Source organism: Amycolatopsis sacchari (assembly GCF_900114035.1).
Classification (GTDB): Bacteria; Actinomycetota; Actinomycetes; order Mycobacteriales; family Pseudonocardiaceae; genus Amycolatopsis_E; species Amycolatopsis_E sacchari.
This window is the reverse complement of record NZ_FORP01000021.1, coordinates 66163-83120: the sequence shown is the minus strand read 5'-3', so window position 1 is coordinate 83120 and position 16958 is coordinate 66163. Positions and strand designations below refer to the sequence as shown.

Below are 16958 nucleotides of genomic sequence, written 5' to 3'. Positions count from 1 at the left end.
CCAGTGGGTAGCTCTTCGGCGCTCGCGGCCCCGGTGAAGCCTCCCCGGGCGGTGGTCCGCGGCGAGACCCCGTGGGGCCTGTTGTCCGCACTCGACCGGCGTGGTCTGGGGCCGGTCGCCGGGGTCGACGAGGCGGGGCGTGGTGCCTGCGCCGGCCCGCTGGTGGTGGCGGCCTGTGTGCTCAAACCGGGTGACGCGGCGCGGCTGGAGGAGCTGACGGACTCGAAGCTGCTCACCGCGCTCGCTCGTGAGCGGGTGTACGAACGGGTGCTGAAGCGCGCGCTGGACTACTCCATCGTGGTGATTCCGGCGGCGGAGGTGGACCGCCTCGGCATCCACGTGATGAACATCGAGGGCATGCGGCGGGCGGTCGCCGGGCTGCGGACGTGTCCCGGTTACGTGCTGACCGACGGGTTCAAGGTGCCGGGGCTGCCCGCGCCGAGCCTGGCGGTGGTGAAGGGGGACCGGGCGGTCGCGTGCGTGGCGGCGGCGTCGGTGCTGGCGAAGGTGACGAGGGACCGCATCATGGCGGACCTGCACGGCGAGCACCCGGTGTACGGCTTCGACGTGCACAAGGGTTACACGACGACCGAGCACGGCGCGGCGCTCGCCGAACACGGGCCGAGTGCGGTACATCGGTGGTCGTACACCAACGTGGCGATGGCGGCGGCCGCGCACGGGAGGCGGCCACCGCACAAGGTGATGCTGACGGCGGCGGCGCTGGGGCAGCGGGAGGCGCCGGTGCGTGCCCTGGACGGCGACGTGAGTCAGAATGAGGGTTCCGCCGCCGGATTGTCGGTTTAGCTCGCGAGGAGGGGCGCGGATTCCATGAGCGCAGAGGATCTCGAGAAGTACGAGACCGAGATGGAGTTGTCGCTGTACCGGGAGTACCGCGACATCGTCAGCCAGTTCTCGTACGTGGTGGAGACCGAGCGGCGGTTCTACCTGGCGAACGCCGTGGACGTCCAGGTCCGCGACGGTGGGGGTGAGGTCTACTTCGAGGTGCGCATGTCCGACGCCTGGGTGTGGGACATGTACCGGCCGGCCAGGTTCGTGAAGAACGTTCGTGTCATCACCTTCAAGGACGTCAACGTGGAGGAGCTGGAGAAGCCAGACCTACGCCTCCCCGAAGACGGCCCGTTCTCGGGCTGATTTCCGCCAGGGCCGCTGCGTCCTGGCTCCAGCGTCCCGGCTCGGCTCTGGGGAGCGCTGCCCCGACAGCCCCTGACGCTGCCCTCTTGCTCTACCCCTCCCGCCTGCGTCCATGCTCCCGCCCTCTTGGCTCTACCGCCGCGGTCAATCCCTTCCCGCCCTGCCGCTGCTCGGCCCCTTCCCGCCCTACCGCCGCTCGGCCCCTTCCCGCCCTACCGCCGCCAATTCGGTCCTCAATCCGCCCTTCTCGCTCCACCGGCGCAGCTTCAGCCCTCGCTCAGCGCACCTGTGGCGGCCCGCTCACCTGCTGCGGCTGTGCTCAGTTCCGTCCCGTTCCCGCGCCGGTGTCCCTGCCCGCCGTCCTGCCTGCCCCTTCCCGCTCCACCGGCGCCCCCAACCGGGCGCCGCAGCGCCGCCGCCCGCCCTCCAACACTCGCTACGCCGCGCCCCCACCCGCCTCCGGCCTGCGCCCCCTGGCCCACTGCCTCCCGGCCCGCACCCCCTAACCCACCTCCTCCCGGCCCTGCCTCTCCCCGCCCTGCGCCCCTCCAACCCACCACCCACCATCTCCCGGCCCTACCGCCCGCCTGCTCCCGTCAACCCACCACCCACCGCCGCCCCACCCACCCGCTCCCCACCCCGCCGCGCGCCCCGAGTTATCCACAAGGGGTGGGTTATCCACAGGTACCCCGATTCGTTCTGGTGCCCGCTTGCCGAACCTGGCAGCGTTTTCGGCAACGCGAAGAACGATCTCTGGGGGAAGTACTGATGAGCGCTGTGGCAGGGCAAGGAACCGCGCCCCATCTCGACCTCGGCCGCAAGGGGGAGGACCTGGCCGCGCAGCACCTGCAGAAACTCGGTTTCGTGGTGCTGTCGAGGAATTGGCGTTGCCGCGAAGGCGAGCTGGACATCGTGGCCACCAACGGCCGGATCCTCGTCGTGTGCGAGGTGAAGACGAGGGCGGGGCAGAACTTCGGTGACCCGGCCGAGGCGGTGACCGACGACAAGATCGCCCGCATCCGGCGCATCACCGGCCAGTGGCTCCGCACGGTCAGCGTGGGCTGGTGCCCGATCCGGTTCGACGTGATCGGCGTGCTCGTCTCGCCCGGCGGTGAGCTGCGGCTCGAACACTTCCCCGGAGCGTTCTGATGCCCATCGGACACTCCTGGTCGGTCGCTGTGCTCGGTATCGACGGCCGGGTCATCGAGGTCGAGGCCGATCTCGGCGGCGGCCTGCCCATGACCAAGCTCGTCGGCCTGCCGGACGCGGGGCTCCGCGAGGCGAAGGACAGGGTGCGCTCCGCCGTCCGCAACTCCGGACAGCAGTGGCCGGGGGAGAAGCTCACCCTCGGCCTGTCCCCGGCCAACCTGCCCAAACTCGGCTCCGGCTACGACCTCGCGATCGCCGTCGCCGTTCTCGCCGCGTCCGGCAAGGTGCCCGCAACCCGCCTCCCCGGCACAGTCCTGCTCGGCGAGCTCTCCCTCGACGGGCGGGTGCGCGAAGTCCGGGGCGTCCTGCCGGGGCTGCTCGCCGCTAGGCGGGCAGGGGTGAAACGGGCTGTGGTTCCGGCGCACTCACTGTTCGAGGCGGCGCTCGTCGAGGGTGTGGAGGTCCTGGGTGCCGTCCGCCTCGCCGACGTGATCGCCTGGCTCCACGGCGAGGGCACGCTGGTCGAGCCGAAGGCACCCGTCGAGACGGAAACCCAGCCGGTGCTCGACCTGGCGGACGTCCTGGGGCAGCCGGAAGGCCGCTGGGCGTTGGAGGTCGCCGCGGCGGGTGGTCACCACCTCCTCTTCAAGGGCCCGCCGGGCATCGGCAAGACGATGCTCGCGAAGCGATTGCCGGGCCTGTTGCCGCCCCTGTCCGTGGACGAGGCGCTCGAAGTGACGGCCGTGCACTCCGTGCACGGTTCCCTGTCGCGCACCTCGCCCCTGGTCAAGACGCCACCGTTCGTCGCGCCACACCACAGCGTGTCCGTCGCGGCCTTGGTGGGAGGGGGCAGCGGGCTCGCCGCGCCCGGGTTGATCAGCCAGGCCCACCGCGGAGTGCTCCTGCTCGACGAAGCTTGCGAATTCGCGGCACCGGCGCTGGAATCCCTGCGCACCGCGCTGGAAGACGGAGAGGTGCGGATTTCACGCTCGAAGGGTTCCGTCCGCTACCCCGCCCGGTTCCAGCTCGTCCTCGCCACCAACCCGTGTCCGTGCGCTCCGCCCCGCGAGACGGACTGCACCTGCACTCCGGCAGCGCGGCGCCGCTACCTCAACCGGCTCTCGGGGCCGCTGCTCGACCGCGTCGACCTGCATGTGCGGATGCGGCCCATCACCGCGATGAACACGCACTCCGACGAACCCGAGCCCACAGCCGTGGTCCGCGAACGCGTCCTGTCGGCCCGTGCACGCGCCGCGAAACGCTGGTCGTCGCACGGCTGGCGCACCAATGCGGAGGTGCCTGGTTCGGTGCTGCGCCGGGAGTTCGCCTTGCCGAGCGAGACCACCGCGCTGCTCGACCGTGCGCTCGACAGAGGCTTCCTCACTGCGCGGGGTGCCGATCGTTGCCTCCGGCTGTCGTGGACTCTCGCCGACTTGGCCAAGGACGAGCAACCCACCGCGGACCACGTTGCCGCCGCCCTCGAATTCCGAGACCGGGGTGCGGCATGACGACCGAAACGGTCACGAGCGACACGAAGGGCGGGTCCCGGCATGTCGCTGGATGACGTGCGTCTCGCCCGGGCGTACTTGGCGCGAGTCGCCGAGCCTCCCGCCAAGGCGCTGGCCGCCTTCGTGGCCAGTGTAGGGCCGGTCGATGCGGCCGAAGCGGTGCGGAAAGGGGACTGCCCGCAGGACGTGATCGACGAGACCATCGCACGCCGTGACCGGGATCGAGCCGAGGCCGACCTGGAAGCCGCAGGCAAAACCGGGGCGCGCCTGATCATCCCGGAGGACGACGAGTGGCCTGCCTGGTCCCTCCTGTGCCTCGACATCGCCGGCCAGCGGGGCATCCCGAGCGCGGTCCCACCGCTCGCCCTGTGGGCGCGCGGCGAAGCGCACCTCGGTGATGCCACCGAGGGAGCGGTGGCGATCGTGGGCGCTCGCGCGTCGAGCGGCTACGGCGAGAGCGTCGCGGGAGAGTTCGCCTACGGCCTGGTCCAGCGAGACCTCGCGATCTTCTCAGGCGCGGCGCTCGGCATCGACGGCGCCGCACATCGCGGTGCCCTTGCCGCGAGAGGAACGACAGTCGCGCTGCTGGGCTGCGCGCTTGACGCCGGCTACCCGGCCGGACATGTGACCTTGCTGAACATGATCGCCGAACGCGGCGGTCTCGTGGTCAGCGAGTACCCGCCGGGTACGCCGCCGGCGCGGCACCGCTTCCTCGTCCGCAACCGGCTCATCGCGGCGCTGAGTGAGGGCACCGTGGTGGTCGAAGCAGGCCGGCGCAGCGGGGCGCGCAACACGGCGAACACCGCCGGGATACTCGGCAAGATCGTGATGGCGGTACCGGGCCCGATCGGTTCGGCCACATCCGTGGGATGCCACGACCTCATCCGCAATGCCGACGCCACACTGGTCGGCTCCGTCGAGGACGTGATCGAGATCGTGGGCAGGCTCGGCACCCACATCCCGGAACGCCTCAGGCCCAGACGTCCGACCGACGGGCTGGGCAAAGAAGCCCTCCGCGTGCACGACGCCCTCGAACGGCGGGAGGGGAAGTCCGCGGACGAGATCGCGGCCGAGTCCGGGGTTCCGCTGCAACGAGTTCGCGCCATGCTGCCGGCCCTGGAGATGGAAGGCCTCGCCGAGCGCCACGAGAGCGGGTGGCGGCAGCACCGCCGGCCGCGGGAGATCAGCGAGGGTGCGTGAATGGAACAGGCGTTCCGAGTCGAAGGAAGGAGGTGACGCGATAGACCGGTAACGCGGTGTGGCGATGCTTGACCAGAGCGGTGATTTCACCGAGCGTGAGTACCTATGTCGCCGTCTTTTCCGGAGTGGACAAGGGACGAACGCGTGTACGCCATGCGCACGCCCGCTCTCGGTGAACTGCGACCGGCAGAGCGGCTCGAGCGGCCGGACGGATGTGGGCAGCCGTGACCGCCAAGGACAGGGAAGCGGCACGCGTCGACCTGCACGCGATCCGTGCGGCGTTGCCGTCGGCAGCACGGGAGCTGATCACCGAGTACGAGCGGCACCTGAGCCTGGAACGCGGGCTCTCGGAGCACACGGTGCGGGCGTACGTGGGTGATGTGGTGTCCCTGCTCGGGTTTCTGCACCGGGACCACGGCGCCGACGACGAACGGCGCGCGTTGGACGGACTCGACGTGGCAGTGCTCCGGGCGTGGCTGGCTCACCAGCGCGGTGACGGTGCGAGCCGTACGACGTTGGCTCGACGCTCGGCGGCGGCGCGCACATTCACGGCCTGGGCGCGTCGGCAGGGAGCGATCGAGGGGGACCCGGGTGCTCGCCTGGTATCACCGCGAACGCATCGGACTTTGCCCGCGGTACTCCGCCCAGACGAGGCCGGCGAGGTGCTGCAAAGCGCCGAGTCCGGCGCGGCGGAACTGGATCCGCAGGGCTTGCGTGACCGCGCCGTCCTCGAACTCCTTTACGCGACGGGCGTTCGGGTTTCGGAGCTTTGTGGACTCGACGTCGACGACGTGGACTTCGGCGGTCGCGTCGTGCGGGTCCTGGGCAAGGGGAGCAAGGAACGCGTGGTGCCGTTCGGGGTGCCGGCGGAGCGTGCCTTGCGGTCCTGGTTGGAGACCGGGCGCCCGGCGATGGCCGCGGCCGCGTCGAAGGCCGATCCGGCCGCGTTGTTCCTGGGCGTTCGAGGGGGCCGGCTGGACCCGCGGGCTGTGCGGCGGGTAGTGCACGACGCGGTCGGATCTGTGCCTGGTGCTGCGGATATGGGTCCGCACGGGCTGCGGCACACCGCGGCGACGCACTTGCTGGAAGGTGGCGCCGATCTCCGCAGCGTTCAGGAACTGCTCGGTCACGCTACGCTTGCCACGACGCAGCTCTACACTCACGTGACAGTCGAGCGGCTGAAGGCGATCCACGACCGTGCCCACCCTCGCGCGCGATGACCCCGGAACGCGCTGAGGACGGGGCGGCGGGGGAGTCTTCACCAACCCCGACCAGACCTGAGCCCGGAGACCGAACTGAGCCCGTTGCCGAGGGCGGCCGCCACATGACCGCCGACCTGCGACTCACCGACGCAGACCGTTCGGACACCCACCCGAACGGCGACCTCGGCGTACCCGCGGCGGCAGCCCCAGCAACTCGGCCGGCCGACGCCGCCAAGGAGCGCGAGCAGCCGGCTCCAGCCACCGGCGACACCCCGGCAAAAGCCACCGGCAATGCCCCGGCGAACGCGGCCGGTGGCGATTCGGCGAACGCCGCTGGTGGTGCCTCGAAAGGCGGCGGCGACGCCTCGGCGAACACCGTCGATGGTGCCTCGGCGAACGCCGCCGATAATGCCTCGAAAGACGCCGGTGATGCCTCAGCGGAGGTTGCCTGTGGTGCCTCGGAAGGCGCCGCTGATGCCCTGGCCAAGGCCACCGGTGATGCCCAGGCGGAGTCGGCGGAGCTTGCAACTCCTCCCGCGGACCCGCCTGCCACCGCCCCGACGGTGCCCGAGGCCGTCGGGCAACCTGACGCGAATCCCGTCGCAGGGCACGGATCCTCCACAGTCGCCGATCGTTCCGGCGAGGCTTTTGTCAACGGTTCCGGCGAGGCTCGCGTCAACGGCGAAGGCCATGCCCACGCCGGCAACGGCGCAAGCGGACAGCAGCCCGCTTCCCGTGGCGGGGGCACCAACGGTGACGCGCCGAACGAGGTCGACGCAGCCATCAACGCCCTGTGGCGCGAGTTCCGGGAGCGGCCGAACCAGCGGTTGCGTGAGCGGCTCGTGCTGCATTACGCCCCGCTGGTCAAGTACGTCGCCGGGCGAGTGGGTACCGGGCTGCCCACACACGTCGACGTCGGTGACCTCGTGCAGTCAGGGATCTTCGGGCTGATCGACGCGATCGAGAAGTTCGATCCCGACCGCGGCTGGCGGTTCGAGACCTACGCGATGCAGCGGATCCGTGGTGCGATCCTCGATGACCTCCGTTCTCAGGATTGGGTACCCCGTGTCGTGCGCAGTCGGCTCCGGGAGGCCGAGCGCGCCCTCGAACGCCTCGGCGCGCGCCTGCACCGCACGCCGACCGACACCGAGCTGGCCGAGGAACTCGGCATCGGACTCGACGAGCTGCGCGACCTGTACGGACAGCTGCGGCTGACGAGCGTCGTCGCGCTCGAGGACCTCATCGCCGCGGGTAAGGACAGCGGTTCCCTCGTCGACACCCTGCAGGACGAGGACGCCGTCGACCCCGTCGCGGTCTTGGTCGACCGCGACAACCGCCGCCAGCTCGCGGAAGCCATCGCCCAACTCACCGAACGCGACCGGATCGTGGTCAGCCTCTACTACTTCGAGAGCCTGACCCTGGCCGAGATCGGCAAGGTCCTCGGCGTGACCGAATCGCGGGTCAGCCAGCTGCACACCCGCGCGGTCCTCCGGTTGCGTGCGCGCCTGACCGAGCAAGCCGGCGTCTGACGAGCCCTCCCCGCACTCGAGCCCAGCTCGCCGCCAGCGGGAACGGAGCTGGTGGCCGTTGACCGCGTGGGGGCTCCTGCCGTGGGTCGCGGGCGGGCGGGTTGGCGCGGCCCCGGTGACCGCAGCGCCGGTGACCGCAGCCTCGGTGATCGCAGTCCCGGTGACTTCAGCACTCCGTGTTGGCGAACTCGGTCGTCTGCGGGCCGGGATGACTGCGGCCTGGGTGACTGGAGGCGTGGCTGGTCCTAGCCCCCGAGTGCCTGCAGTCTGGAGTGCCGGAGGCCCCGAGCGCCTGCAGCTCGGAGGGGCCTGCAGCGCGGAGTGCCGCAGCCCGAAGGTGCCTCTGGTCTGGGTGACCGCGGCCCGAGTGCCTGTGGGCTCCAGCGCTCGCGGCCCGGAGGTGCTTGCGGCCCCGATTGCTTGCGGCCCGGAGGTGCTTGCGGCCCCGATTGCGTGGACCCCGAGTGCCTGCGGGCTCCAATGCCTGCGGCCTGGAGTGCCTGTGGCCTGGGGTGCTTGCGGCCGGAGTGCTTGCAGCCCCGAGGGGGCGCGGACGTGAGTGGCTGCAGCCTGGGTGACCGCAGCCCGCCCGGCTGACCTCAGTCGCGGGTGCCGCAGGGACCGCTGCTCCTGCGGTGCGCAGGCGCGCAAAACCTGGACGCCAGCCGGAAGCGCGCTAAGGCGGTTCCCAGGGCTTCAGGCGGATGTCGGACTTGGTCTGGATGAGGGCCAGCGGGTTCAGGTACTCCTCACCGCGCCGGACGCCCCAGTGCAGGCACGCGGCGACCGGGCACCCGGGGTGACCGGGCACCACCACGCCGATCTGCTGCCCTGTGTAGACCTGAGTACCGGCGGGCACGGTCGGCACCACGGGTTCGTACGTCGTGCGGAGGCCGCCGTCGTGGTCGATGGAGACCACGCCTTGGGCTGCGACCTGGCCCGCGAAGACCACGACGCCTGGACCGGCCGCGAGCACCGGCTGACCTGGCGTCGCCGCGAGGTCGACGCCTCGGTGGCCTGGGCCGTACTCCGTCTGCGGTTGCTGGAACGGTCTGGTCACCTCCGGCGTCGGCGAGAGGGGCCACGAGAACCTCGGCTCTTGGCCGACCTCCCGCATGCGGGGAACGTCGTTCGGGACCTGCTGATCGGCGACCACCGCTTGCCGAGCCCCCGGCTGATCACCCGCCGCTGCCCACGCGGCAGGCACCACCAGCAGCCCTGCCAGGAGCAGGAGCAGCGGTGTCGCGGGCGATATGGCGGGCATGGGTCCAGGGTGGCCGGGGCGGCGGGGAAATGGGGAACAGAATGTGATTCTGTGGATAACCGAGGGTGATGTGGACAGGTTGCCGCCTTCGCCTTGCCCGCGGTGGCCCCGCGTCCGCCTGGGCGTACACTGTTTGCGCGGCCTGTCCTGCGATGGGCCGACTTCGCGTGCACGTGCATGTCCCGACTTCTTTCGATGAGCAGGCGGGGCGCGTGGCGCCCGGGCGGTCCCCGTGGGAACACGGGGTCCGGGCACCGGCACGGCACCAGGGCTCCCGGCCACCCGGCCGGTGGCGACAACCGAACGCGGGCCCGCCGGAAAGCGGCCCGCCAGGACAAGAAGAGGTGCGAATCCGGCCATGGCCGTCGTCACCATGAAGCAGCTGCTCGACTCCGGTGTGCACTTCGGGCACCAGACGCGGCGCTGGAACCCGAAGATGAAGCGCTACATCCTCACCGAGCGCAACGGCATCTACATCATCGACCTGCAGCAGACGCTGACCTACATCGACCGTGCCTTCGAGTTCATCAAGGAAACCGTCGCGCACGGCGGCACCATCATGTTCGTCGGCACGAAGAAGCAGGCGCAGGAAGCGATCGCCAGCGAGGCGCAGCGCGTGGGCATGCCCTACGTGAACCAGCGCTGGCTCGGCGGCATGCTCACCAACTTCCAGACCGTGCACAAGCGGCTGCAGCGCCTCAAGGAGCTCGAGGCGCAGGAGCAGACCGGCGGCTTCCAGGGCCTGACCAAGCGCGAGATCCTGACGCTGACCCGCGAGAAGGACAAGCTGGAGAAGACCCTCGGCGGTATCCGCGACATGGCGAAGGTCCCCTCCGCCGTGTGGATCGTGGACACCAAGAAGGAGCACATCGCCGTCGGCGAGGCGCGCAAGCTCAACATCCCCGTGGTCGCGGTGCTCGACACCAACTGCGACCCCGACGAGGTGGACTACCCGATCCCGGGCAACGACGACGCGATCCGGTCGGCCGCGCTGCTGACCAAGGTCGTGGCCGAGGCGGCCGCCGCCGGTCTGCTGGCCCGCTCGGGCCGCAACGGCTCGGCGCCGGAGGGCCAGGACAAGCCGGAGGCCGGTGTGGCCTCCGACGAGCCGCTGGCCGAGTGGGAGAAGGAGCTGCTGGCCGGTAACGAGGGCGGCGAGCAGCAGCAGCCCGCCGAGCAGACCACCTCTTCCTGACCCACGCTTCCCCGTCCGGCCGCTCGCCGGCGGCCGGACGGGACCGAGAACCTCCGAAGGAAACACGATGGCGAACTACACCGCGGCGGACGTGAAGCGTCTCCGCGAGCTCACCGGCTCCGGCATGATGGACTGCAAGAAGGCCCTCGAGGAGAGCGGCGGCGACTTCGACAAGGCCGTCGAGTACCTCCGCATCAAGGGTGCCAAGGACGTCGGCAAGCGCGCCGAGCGCGCGACCGCCGAGGGCCTGGTCGCCGGTGACGGCGGCGTGCTGATCGAGCTCAACTCCGAGACGGACTTCGTCGCGAAGAACGAGCAGTTCCAGCAGCTGGCCGAGAAGATCGTGGCGACGGCGAAGACCGTGCGCACCGACGACGTCGAGAAGCTGGCCGCGGCGGAGATCGAGGGCGGCAAGACCGTCAACGACGCCGTGCAGGAGCTGGCCGCCAAGATCGGCGAGAAGCTCGTCCTGCGCCGGGTCGTCGCCTTCGACGGCACCGTCGAGACCTACCTGCACCGCCGTGGCGCGGGCCTCCCGCCCGCCGTCGGCGTGCTGGTCGAGTACACCGGTGACAGCGCCGAGGCGGCCCGCGGTGCGGCGCTGCAGATCGCCGCGCTCAAGCCGAAGTACCTGACCCGCGAGGAGGTGCCCGCCGAGATCGTCGAGAACGAGCGCCGCATCGCCGAGGAGACCGCGCGGGCCGAGGGCAAGCCGGAGCAGGCGCTGCCGAAGATCATCGAGGGCAAGGTCAACGCCTTCTACAAGGACACCGTGCTGCTGGAGCAGCCGTCGGTGACCGACAACAAGAAGACCGTGAAGCAGCTGCTCGACGCCGCCGGCGTGACGGTCACCCGGTTCGCCCGGTTCGAGGTGGGCCAGCAGTAAGGGCCTGCAGGCTGACGCGTATCGTGCCCCGTCTCCCGGTGATCTCGGGGACGGGGCACGATGCCGAACGAGCACTGAAGGCAGAGCGGTACCCACGGAGGTGAGGGCGGGCATGACGGAGCAACGAGCCGATCAGGGCTATCGGCGGGTACTGCTGAAACTCGGTGGTGAGATGCTCGGCGGCGGATCGCTGGGCGTCGACCCGGACGTGGTGCACTCGGTGGCCGTGCAGATCGCCGCCGTCGTGCGCACCGGGGTGCAGATGGCCGTCGTCATCGGCGGTGGCAACTACTTCCGCGGCGCGGAACTGTCGCAGCGCGGCATGGACCGCGACCGCGCCGACTACATGGCCATGCTCGGCACCGTGATGAACTGCCTCGCGCTGCAGGACTTCCTGGAGAAGGAAGGCGTGCCGACGCGCGTGCAGAGCGCCATCACGATGGGACAGGTGGCCGAGCCCTACATCCCCCGGCGCGCGGAGCGGCACCTGGAGAAGGGCCGTGTGGTCATCTTCGCCGCCGGTGTCGGGATGCCGTACTTCTCCACCGACACGGCCGCGGCCCAGCGTGCGCTCGAGATCGGGTGCGAGGCGGTGCTGATGGCCAAGGCGGTCGACGGCGTGTTCACCGCGGACCCGAAGACCGACCCGGGCGCGAAGATGTTCGAGGAGATCACGCACCGCGAGGTGCTGGAACGCGGGCTGAAGGTCGCCGACGCGACCGCGTTCAGCCTCTGCATGGACAACAACATGCCGATCATCGTGTTCAACCTCCTCACGGAGGGGAACATCGCGCGCGCGGTGCGTGGTGAGAGGATCGGGACACTGGTCAGCACCCCCGCCGCGGGCTGACCGACCAGTACTGCTGGGACCTGGCGGAGACAACAGAGAAGACAACGGGAGTAGCCGTGATCGACGAGACCCTCCTCGATGCCGAGGAGAAGATGGAAAAAGCGGTGTCCTTCGCGAAGGAGGATCTGTCGTCGGTGCGCACCGGCCGGGCCAACCCGTCGATGTTCTCCCGCGTGGTGGTCGAGGCCTACGGTTCCACGATGCCGCTGAACCAGGTGGCGAGCGTGAACATCCCCGAGGCGCGGATGGCGATCGTGAAGCCCTACGACCAGAGCCAGCTCAACGCGATCGAGAAGGCCATCCGGGAGTCCGACCTCGGGGTGAACCCGAGCAACGACGGCCAGATCATCCGGATCGTCATCCCGCAGCTGACCGAGGAGCGTCGCCGCGAGATGGTGAAGATGGCCAAGTCCAAGGGTGAGGACGCCAAGGTCCACATCCGCGGCGTGCGCCGCAAGGCCAAGGAGGAGCTCGACCGCATCGCCAAGGACGGCGAGGCCGGCGAGGACGACGTCGCCCGTGCGGAGAAGGAGCTGCAGAACCTCACGGACAGCTACGTCTCGCAGATCGACGAACTCGTCAAACACAAGGAAGCCGAGCTACTCGAGGTCTGATGGCCCAGGTGAGCGAAGAACAGGAGAAGGTGCCGACACCTTCTCCCGAGCCGGGGGAACCCGCCCCGCCGGCCAAGAAGGCGTCGCGGGCGGGGCGCAACCTGCCCGCGGCGATCGCGGTCGGGCTGGTGCTGGGGGCGGCGATCCTCGTCTCGCTGCTCACCGTGCGGTACCTGTTCATCGGGATCATCGCGGTCGCCGTCGCGGTCGGCACGATCGAGTTCGCCCAGGCCGTGCGCCGGGCGGCCGGTATCCGGCTCGCGCTGGTCCCGCTGCTGGTCGGCGGCCAGGCGATGGTGTGGCTGACCTGGCCGTTCGGGCTGAAGGGTGCGGTGATCGCGTTCGCGCTCACCGTGCTCGCCTGCTTGCTGTGGCGGTTGCCCGGCGGTGCGGACGGCTACCTGCGCGACATCGCGACGTCGGTGTTCGCGGCGGCTTACCTGCCGATGTTCGCGTCGTTCGCGGCGATGCTCGTGCCGCCCGCGGACGGGGTGGGCCGCGTGCTGACGTTCATGATCGGCGTGGTCGCCTCCGACACCGGTGGTTACGCGGCCGGGGTGCTGAAGGGCAAGCACCCGATGGCGCCGACGATCAGCCCGAAGAAGACGTGGGAGGGCTTCACCGGCTCACTCGTCGCGGGCATCGTCGGCGGCGCGCTGTCGGTGCACTTCCTGCTGGACGGGCACGTGTGGCAGGGCGTGCTGTTCGGCGCCGCGATCGTGCTCACCGCGACGCTCGGGGACCTCGTCGAGTCGCTCATCAAGCGCGACCTGGGGATCAAGGACATGGGCACGATGCTGCCGGGGCACGGCGGGCTGATGGACCGGCTCGACTCGCTGCTCCCGTCGGCCGTGGTTTCGTGGGTGCTGTTGACGGCCTTTGTGGGCTAGTCGTCGTACGGGTCGTCCACCTCGGCGCGGCCTGATTCGTCGACCAGCACCAGGCTGCGGTCGATCACCGAGAACACCGCGCCACACGGGTCGGCGAGCACGGCGATCCGGCCCCACGGCGTGTCGTACGGTTCGACGACCACGCGCCCGCCCAGCATGATCGCGTGCCCCGCCGTGGCGTCCGTCCCGCGAGCGGGATCGACCTCGAAGTACACCATCCAGTGCGGCAGCGTCTCCGGCGGGTACTCGGGCCCCATGACGTACCGGTAGAGCACGGGCTGCTGGTCGATCAGCCATTCCGAGTAGTCGATCCCGCGGTCGTCGCCGATCTGGCGGGCGTTGTAGTTGAACAAGCGGCAGAAGAACCCGTCCGCGGCTTCGCCGTTGTGCGTGTTCAGGTCGGCGCTGACGAAGGTGTTCGGCACTCCGGTCAGGAAGTCCCACGCCGCCGACGGCTGCCAGAACACGGTCGGCGCGCCGGACGGGTCCACCACGTGCACGATGCTGCCCCGGCCCGGGATCGCGACCGGCCCCAGGGTGACCGTGCCGCCGAGGTGCTGCGTCCATTCGGCCGCGTTCGCGGTGCTCTGCACGGAGATGTTGATGGTCCACAGGCTCGGTTGCCTGGCGCCGCCGAGGTAGATGCCCGCCACGTCGCGGTTGCCGAGCGCGGCGATGAGGTAGCGGCCGCTGGGAGCGGCGGGGTCGCGGCTGAGGTGGAAGGTCCAGCCGAAGAGTCCGTTGTAGAACTGCTGCGCGATGCCCTCGTCCAGGGTCGCCAGTTCCACCCAGCAGGGGATACCGGAGGGGAGTATCGCCTGGGTGGGCAGCGGGCCGAGTGCCATGGGTGCCTCCTGTCCCGGGGAGGCTTCGAGTCTACGGCTGTCGCAAGAATTTTTCGTCGTTCGATCCCGTATCCTGCGATTATGTGGCAAGCCGCCCGGCGCGGGCTGAAAGCGCTCTCCCGCGACGGCGGTGTCGTGCCCAGCCCGAACATCTGGTACTACCCCGACACGTACGAGCTGGAGAACCGCGCGCAGGACGTCGACGGCGAGATCTGGCGTGTCCTCGACCGCGAATCCCCTTGGGCGGGCAGGGATGTCCTCGACCTCGGGTGTGGGGACGGTTTTCACCTGCCGAAGTTCGCCGGGACGGCACGTTCGGTGATCGGCGTCGAGCCGCATGAACCGTTGGTGCACAAGGCGCGACGGAGAGTTTCCGGATCCGGCAACGTCCGCGTGCTGACCGGTTCCGCGCAACGCGTTCCGTTGCCGGACGCGAGCGTCGACGTCGTGCACGCGCGGACGGCGTACTTCTTCGGTCCCGGCTGTGAGCCCGGTTTGCGGGAAACCGACCGGGTTCTGCGGCCGGGCGGGGTGCTGGCGATCGTGGACCTGGACGCGACGGCCGAACCGTACGGGCGCTGGATGCGGGAGGACCTGCCGCACTACGACGCGCGGGCCGTGGAGGATTTCTTCGAGCGCAACGGTTTCCGGTGTCACCGCGTGGCGACGCGGTGGCGCTTCGAAAGCCGCGCGGAGCTGGAAGCGGTGCTCAAGATCGAGTTCAGCCCCGCGGTCGCCCAGCGCGCGATCGGGGATGTGTTACGCCACAACGGGAACCACGACGGGTACACGGTGCCGGTGGGCTATCGCGTGCATATCCGCGGAAAGCCCACCGGCCTCGTGCTGCCTGGTCACTCGGCGTCTTCCTCGTCGATCTCGCCGAGGATGCCGTAGAGCGCACGCCGCGCCTCGTTGAGGACGGTCACAGCGCGCTTCTTCTGCTCCGGCGTGCCGGCCTGCGACACCTGGATCGCCGCCGCGGCCAGCGTCGCGCCGGCCTTGCGCAGGTCGATCTCGACGGGGTCGACGTCGTGCGCGATCTGCTCCCACGGCGGGCTGCTGTCGAGCCGCTCGGCGGCGGCGCGGCCCTCGTCGGTCAGCTCGAACAACTTCTTGCCGCCTTCGTCACGGCTGACCACCAGGCCTTCGTCGGCCAGCAGCTGCAGCGTCGGGTACACCGAGCCGGGGCTCGGGCGCCAGAAGCCGCCACTGCGTTCGCCGATCTCGCTGATGATCTCGTAACCGTGCCGCGGCTGCTCTGCGAGCAGGGCCAGGATCGCCGCGCGGACGTCACCACGCCGGCCGCGACGACCGCCGCGCTGGTGTGGACCGCCGTGACCGCGTCCGCGTCCACGGTGCGGGCCGCCGGGGCCCCAGCCAGGGGGGAACTCGCCGAAGCCGCCGCGGGACCAGGGCCCGAACGCGCCTCGTGCTTCTCGACCAGGGGGGAAGGGTGGACGGTTTCTCATGTCGGTCTCCTTTCGTTGTGTTCCGACATGTTCACGATATATCGGAAACAGTCGGAACGCAACCGCCCTGGTCGTGGCACACTGGAACGGTTATGACTGCCCTTCCCCTGGTCTTCGAAGCGCCCAAGCGCGGCCTGCCGCCGCGCCACCTCGCCGACCTCTCCGTGGCCGAGCGCGCCGAAGCCGTCGCGGAGCTCGGTGAGAAGCCGTTCCGCGCCAAGCAGCTGTCGAACCACTACTTCTCGCGGCTGACCGTGGACCCCGAGGCGATGACCGACATCCCGGCCGCCTCGCGCGAGCGCCTGGTCACCGAGCTGATGCCGCCGTTGCTCACCGAGGTCAGGGCGCTGGAGGCCGACGGCGGCGCGACGCGCAAGACGCTGTGGCGCGCGCACGACGGCACCCTGCTGGAGAGCGTGCTCATGCGCTACCCCGACCGCGCCACGCTGTGCATCTCCAGCCAGGCGGGGTGCGGGATGGCGTGCCCGTTCTGCGCGACCGGGCAGGGTGGGCTCGACCGCAACCTGTCGACCGCGGAGATCGTCGACCAGGTGCGGTCGGCGGCGGCCGTGATGCGGGACGGGCTGATGCCCGGCGGTCCGGGGCGGCTGTCGAACATCGTGTTCATGGGTATGGGTGAGCCGCTGGCGAACTACAAGCGCGTGGTCGCGGCGGTCCGCCGGATCACCGAGCCCGCGCCCTCGGGGCTGGGGATTTCGCAGCGGTCGGTGACGGTCTCGACGGTCGGGCTCGCGCCGGCGATCCGCAAGCTCGCGGACGAGAAGATGCAGGTCAGGCTGGCGGTGTCGCTGCACACGCCGGACGACGAGCTGCGCGACACGCTGGTGCCGGTCAACAACCGCTGGTCGGTGGACGAGGTGCTGGAGGCGGCGCGGTACTACGCCGACACCTCAGGGCGGCGCGTGTCGATCGAGTACGCGCTGATCCGGGACATCAACGACCAGCCGTGGCGCGCGGACCTGCTGGCCAAGCGGTTGCGCAAGCACCTCGGGCAGCTGGTGCACGTCAACGTCATCCCGCTGAACCCCACGCCGGGCTCGAAGTGGGACGCGTCGCCGAAGCCGGTGGAACGCGAGTTCGTGCGGCGCGTCAACGCCGGGGGAGTTGCGTGCACGGTGCGGGACACGCGAGGCCAGGAGATCGCGGCCGCCTGCGGGCAGCTCGCCGCGGAGGGCTGACCGGAG

17 protein-coding genes are annotated in these 16958 nt (G+C 70.3%); 14 read left to right on the top strand and 3 right to left on the bottom strand.

The window, feature by feature from the left end; genetic code table 11:
- Positions 1–3: 3 nt before the first annotated feature.
- From BMZ92_RS27810 to BMZ92_RS27780, 7 genes are all read left to right on the top strand, one after another.
- Positions 4–804 (top strand): ribonuclease HII, encoded by an 801-nt coding sequence (locus tag BMZ92_RS27810; protein ID WP_091513462.1) that lies wholly within the window; start codon positions 4–6, stop codon positions 802–804.
- A gap of 24 nt (positions 805–828) precedes the next feature.
- Positions 829–1152 carry a DUF2469 domain-containing protein gene (locus BMZ92_RS27805; protein ID WP_027946358.1) on the top strand — a complete coding sequence of 108 codons (324 nt, stop codon included), beginning with the start codon at positions 829–831 and terminating at the stop codon, positions 1150–1152.
- 768 nt (positions 1153–1920) lie between these two features.
- Positions 1921–2301 (top strand): YraN family protein, encoded by a 381-nt coding sequence (locus BMZ92_RS27800; RefSeq protein WP_091513460.1) that lies wholly within the window; start codon positions 1921–1923, stop codon positions 2299–2301.
- Positions 2301–3809 carry a YifB family Mg chelatase-like AAA ATPase gene (locus BMZ92_RS27795; protein ID WP_091513457.1) on the top strand — a complete coding sequence of 503 codons (1509 nt, stop codon included), beginning with the start codon at positions 2301–2303 and terminating at the stop codon, positions 3807–3809. The genes BMZ92_RS27800 and BMZ92_RS27795 overlap by 1 nt, the downstream gene beginning before the upstream one ends.
- A 42-nt stretch (positions 3810–3851) precedes the next feature.
- The gene (gene dprA / locus BMZ92_RS27790) at positions 3852–5009 is read left to right on the top strand and encodes a DNA-processing protein DprA (protein ID WP_091513456.1); all 1158 of its coding nucleotides are present in this window, start codon (positions 3852–3854) and stop codon (positions 5007–5009) included.
- A 212-nt stretch (positions 5010–5221) separates the two neighbouring features.
- Entirely contained in the window at positions 5222–6229 is a 1008-nt protein-coding gene (locus BMZ92_RS27785) for a tyrosine recombinase XerC (protein ID WP_177228893.1), read from the top strand.
- A 545-nt stretch (positions 6230–6774) separates the two neighbouring features.
- The gene (locus tag BMZ92_RS27780) at positions 6775–7740 is read left to right on the top strand and encodes a FliA/WhiG family RNA polymerase sigma factor (RefSeq protein ID WP_245783294.1); all 966 of its coding nucleotides are present in this window, start codon (positions 6775–6777) and stop codon (positions 7738–7740) included.
- Between the two features lie 676 nt (positions 7741–8416).
- Here BMZ92_RS27780 and BMZ92_RS27775 read toward each other — a convergent pair.
- Complete coding sequence (locus tag BMZ92_RS27775; RefSeq protein WP_091513452.1) at positions 8417–9004, bottom strand: M23 family metallopeptidase; 588 nt, start codon at positions 9002–9004, stop codon at positions 8417–8419.
- A gap of 358 nt (positions 9005–9362) precedes the next feature.
- Between BMZ92_RS27775 and rpsB the strand changes: the two genes are divergently transcribed.
- From rpsB to BMZ92_RS27750, 5 genes are all read left to right on the top strand, one after another.
- Complete coding sequence (gene rpsB, locus BMZ92_RS27770) at positions 9363–10199, top strand: 30S ribosomal protein S2 (protein WP_091513449.1); 837 nt, start codon at positions 9363–9365, stop codon at positions 10197–10199.
- A 67-nt stretch (positions 10200–10266) separates the two neighbouring features.
- Positions 10267–11085 carry a translation elongation factor Ts gene (tsf, locus tag BMZ92_RS27765; protein WP_091513446.1) on the top strand — a complete coding sequence of 273 codons (819 nt, stop codon included), beginning with the start codon at positions 10267–10269 and terminating at the stop codon, positions 11083–11085.
- A gap of 112 nt (positions 11086–11197) precedes the next feature.
- A complete protein-coding gene (gene pyrH / locus BMZ92_RS27760) occupies positions 11198–11935 on the top strand; it encodes a UMP kinase (protein WP_091513442.1) in 738 nt (245 codons plus the stop codon).
- A 56-nt stretch (positions 11936–11991) separates the two neighbouring features.
- Positions 11992–12549: a ribosome recycling factor gene (frr, locus tag BMZ92_RS27755; protein ID WP_091513440.1), complete on the top strand. Its 558-nt coding sequence runs from the start codon at positions 11992–11994 to the stop codon at positions 12547–12549.
- Complete coding sequence (locus BMZ92_RS27750) at positions 12549–13439, top strand: phosphatidate cytidylyltransferase (protein ID WP_091513436.1); 891 nt, start codon at positions 12549–12551, stop codon at positions 13437–13439. The genes frr and BMZ92_RS27750 overlap by 1 nt, the downstream gene beginning before the upstream one ends.
- Here BMZ92_RS27750 and BMZ92_RS27745 read toward each other — a convergent pair.
- On the bottom strand, positions 13436–14284 hold the full coding sequence (locus BMZ92_RS27745; RefSeq protein WP_091513433.1) for a VOC family protein: 849 nt from the start codon (positions 14282–14284) through the stop codon (positions 13436–13438). The two genes, BMZ92_RS27750 and BMZ92_RS27745, sit on opposite strands and share 4 nt — an antisense overlap.
- A gap of 81 nt (positions 14285–14365) precedes the next feature.
- Between BMZ92_RS27745 and BMZ92_RS27740 the strand changes: the two genes are divergently transcribed.
- On the top strand, positions 14366–15178 hold the full coding sequence (locus tag BMZ92_RS27740) for a class I SAM-dependent methyltransferase (protein ID WP_091513428.1): 813 nt from the start codon (positions 14366–14368) through the stop codon (positions 15176–15178).
- Here BMZ92_RS27740 and BMZ92_RS27735 read toward each other — a convergent pair.
- Positions 15136–15753 (bottom strand): PadR family transcriptional regulator, encoded by a 618-nt coding sequence (locus BMZ92_RS27735; RefSeq protein WP_091513424.1) that lies wholly within the window; start codon positions 15751–15753, stop codon positions 15136–15138. The genes BMZ92_RS27740 and BMZ92_RS27735 overlap by 43 nt on opposite strands.
- Before the next feature lie 92 nt (positions 15754–15845).
- On the opposite strand from BMZ92_RS27735, the gene rlmN reads away from it, so the two are divergent.
- Positions 15846–16952 (top strand): dual-specificity RNA methyltransferase RlmN, encoded by a 1107-nt coding sequence (rlmN, locus tag BMZ92_RS27730; RefSeq protein WP_091513422.1) that lies wholly within the window; start codon positions 15846–15848, stop codon positions 16950–16952.
- Positions 16953–16958: the final 6 nt, after the last annotated feature.

What these genes read in the sequence shown, in the direction of transcription:
- BMZ92_RS27805 (WP_027946358.1), top strand. Translation starts at nt 829, where the DNA reads ATGAGCGCAGAGGATCTCGAGAAGTACGAGACCGAGATGGAGTTGTCG.
- BMZ92_RS27800 (WP_091513460.1), top strand. Translation starts at nt 1,921, where the DNA reads ATGAGCGCTGTGGCAGGGCAAGGAACCGCGCCCCATCTCGACCTCGGC.
- BMZ92_RS27795 (WP_091513457.1), top strand. Translation starts at nt 2,301, where the DNA reads ATGCCCATCGGACACTCCTGGTCGGTCGCTGTGCTCGGTATCGACGGC.
- dprA (WP_091513456.1), top strand. Translation starts at nt 3,852, where the DNA reads ATGTCGCTGGATGACGTGCGTCTCGCCCGGGCGTACTTGGCGCGAGTC.
- BMZ92_RS27785 (WP_177228893.1), top strand. Translation starts at nt 5,222, where the DNA reads ATGTGGGCAGCCGTGACCGCCAAGGACAGGGAAGCGGCACGCGTCGAC.
- BMZ92_RS27775 (WP_091513452.1), bottom strand. Translation starts at nt 9,004, where the DNA reads ATGCCCGCCATATCGCCCGCGACACCGCTGCTCCTGCTCCTGGCAGGG.
- rpsB (WP_091513449.1), top strand. Translation starts at nt 9,363, where the DNA reads ATGGCCGTCGTCACCATGAAGCAGCTGCTCGACTCCGGTGTGCACTTC.
- tsf (WP_091513446.1), top strand. Translation starts at nt 10,267, where the DNA reads ATGGCGAACTACACCGCGGCGGACGTGAAGCGTCTCCGCGAGCTCACC.
- pyrH (WP_091513442.1), top strand. Translation starts at nt 11,198, where the DNA reads ATGACGGAGCAACGAGCCGATCAGGGCTATCGGCGGGTACTGCTGAAA.
- BMZ92_RS27750 (WP_091513436.1), top strand. Translation starts at nt 12,549, where the DNA reads ATGGCCCAGGTGAGCGAAGAACAGGAGAAGGTGCCGACACCTTCTCCC.
- BMZ92_RS27745 (WP_091513433.1), bottom strand. Translation starts at nt 14,284, where the DNA reads ATGGCACTCGGCCCGCTGCCCACCCAGGCGATACTCCCCTCCGGTATC.
- BMZ92_RS27740 (WP_091513428.1), top strand. Translation starts at nt 14,366, where the DNA reads ATGTGGCAAGCCGCCCGGCGCGGGCTGAAAGCGCTCTCCCGCGACGGC.
- BMZ92_RS27735 (WP_091513424.1), bottom strand. Translation starts at nt 15,753, where the DNA reads ATGAGAAACCGTCCACCCTTCCCCCCTGGTCGAGAAGCACGAGGCGCG.
- rlmN (WP_091513422.1), top strand. Translation starts at nt 15,846, where the DNA reads ATGACTGCCCTTCCCCTGGTCTTCGAAGCGCCCAAGCGCGGCCTGCCG.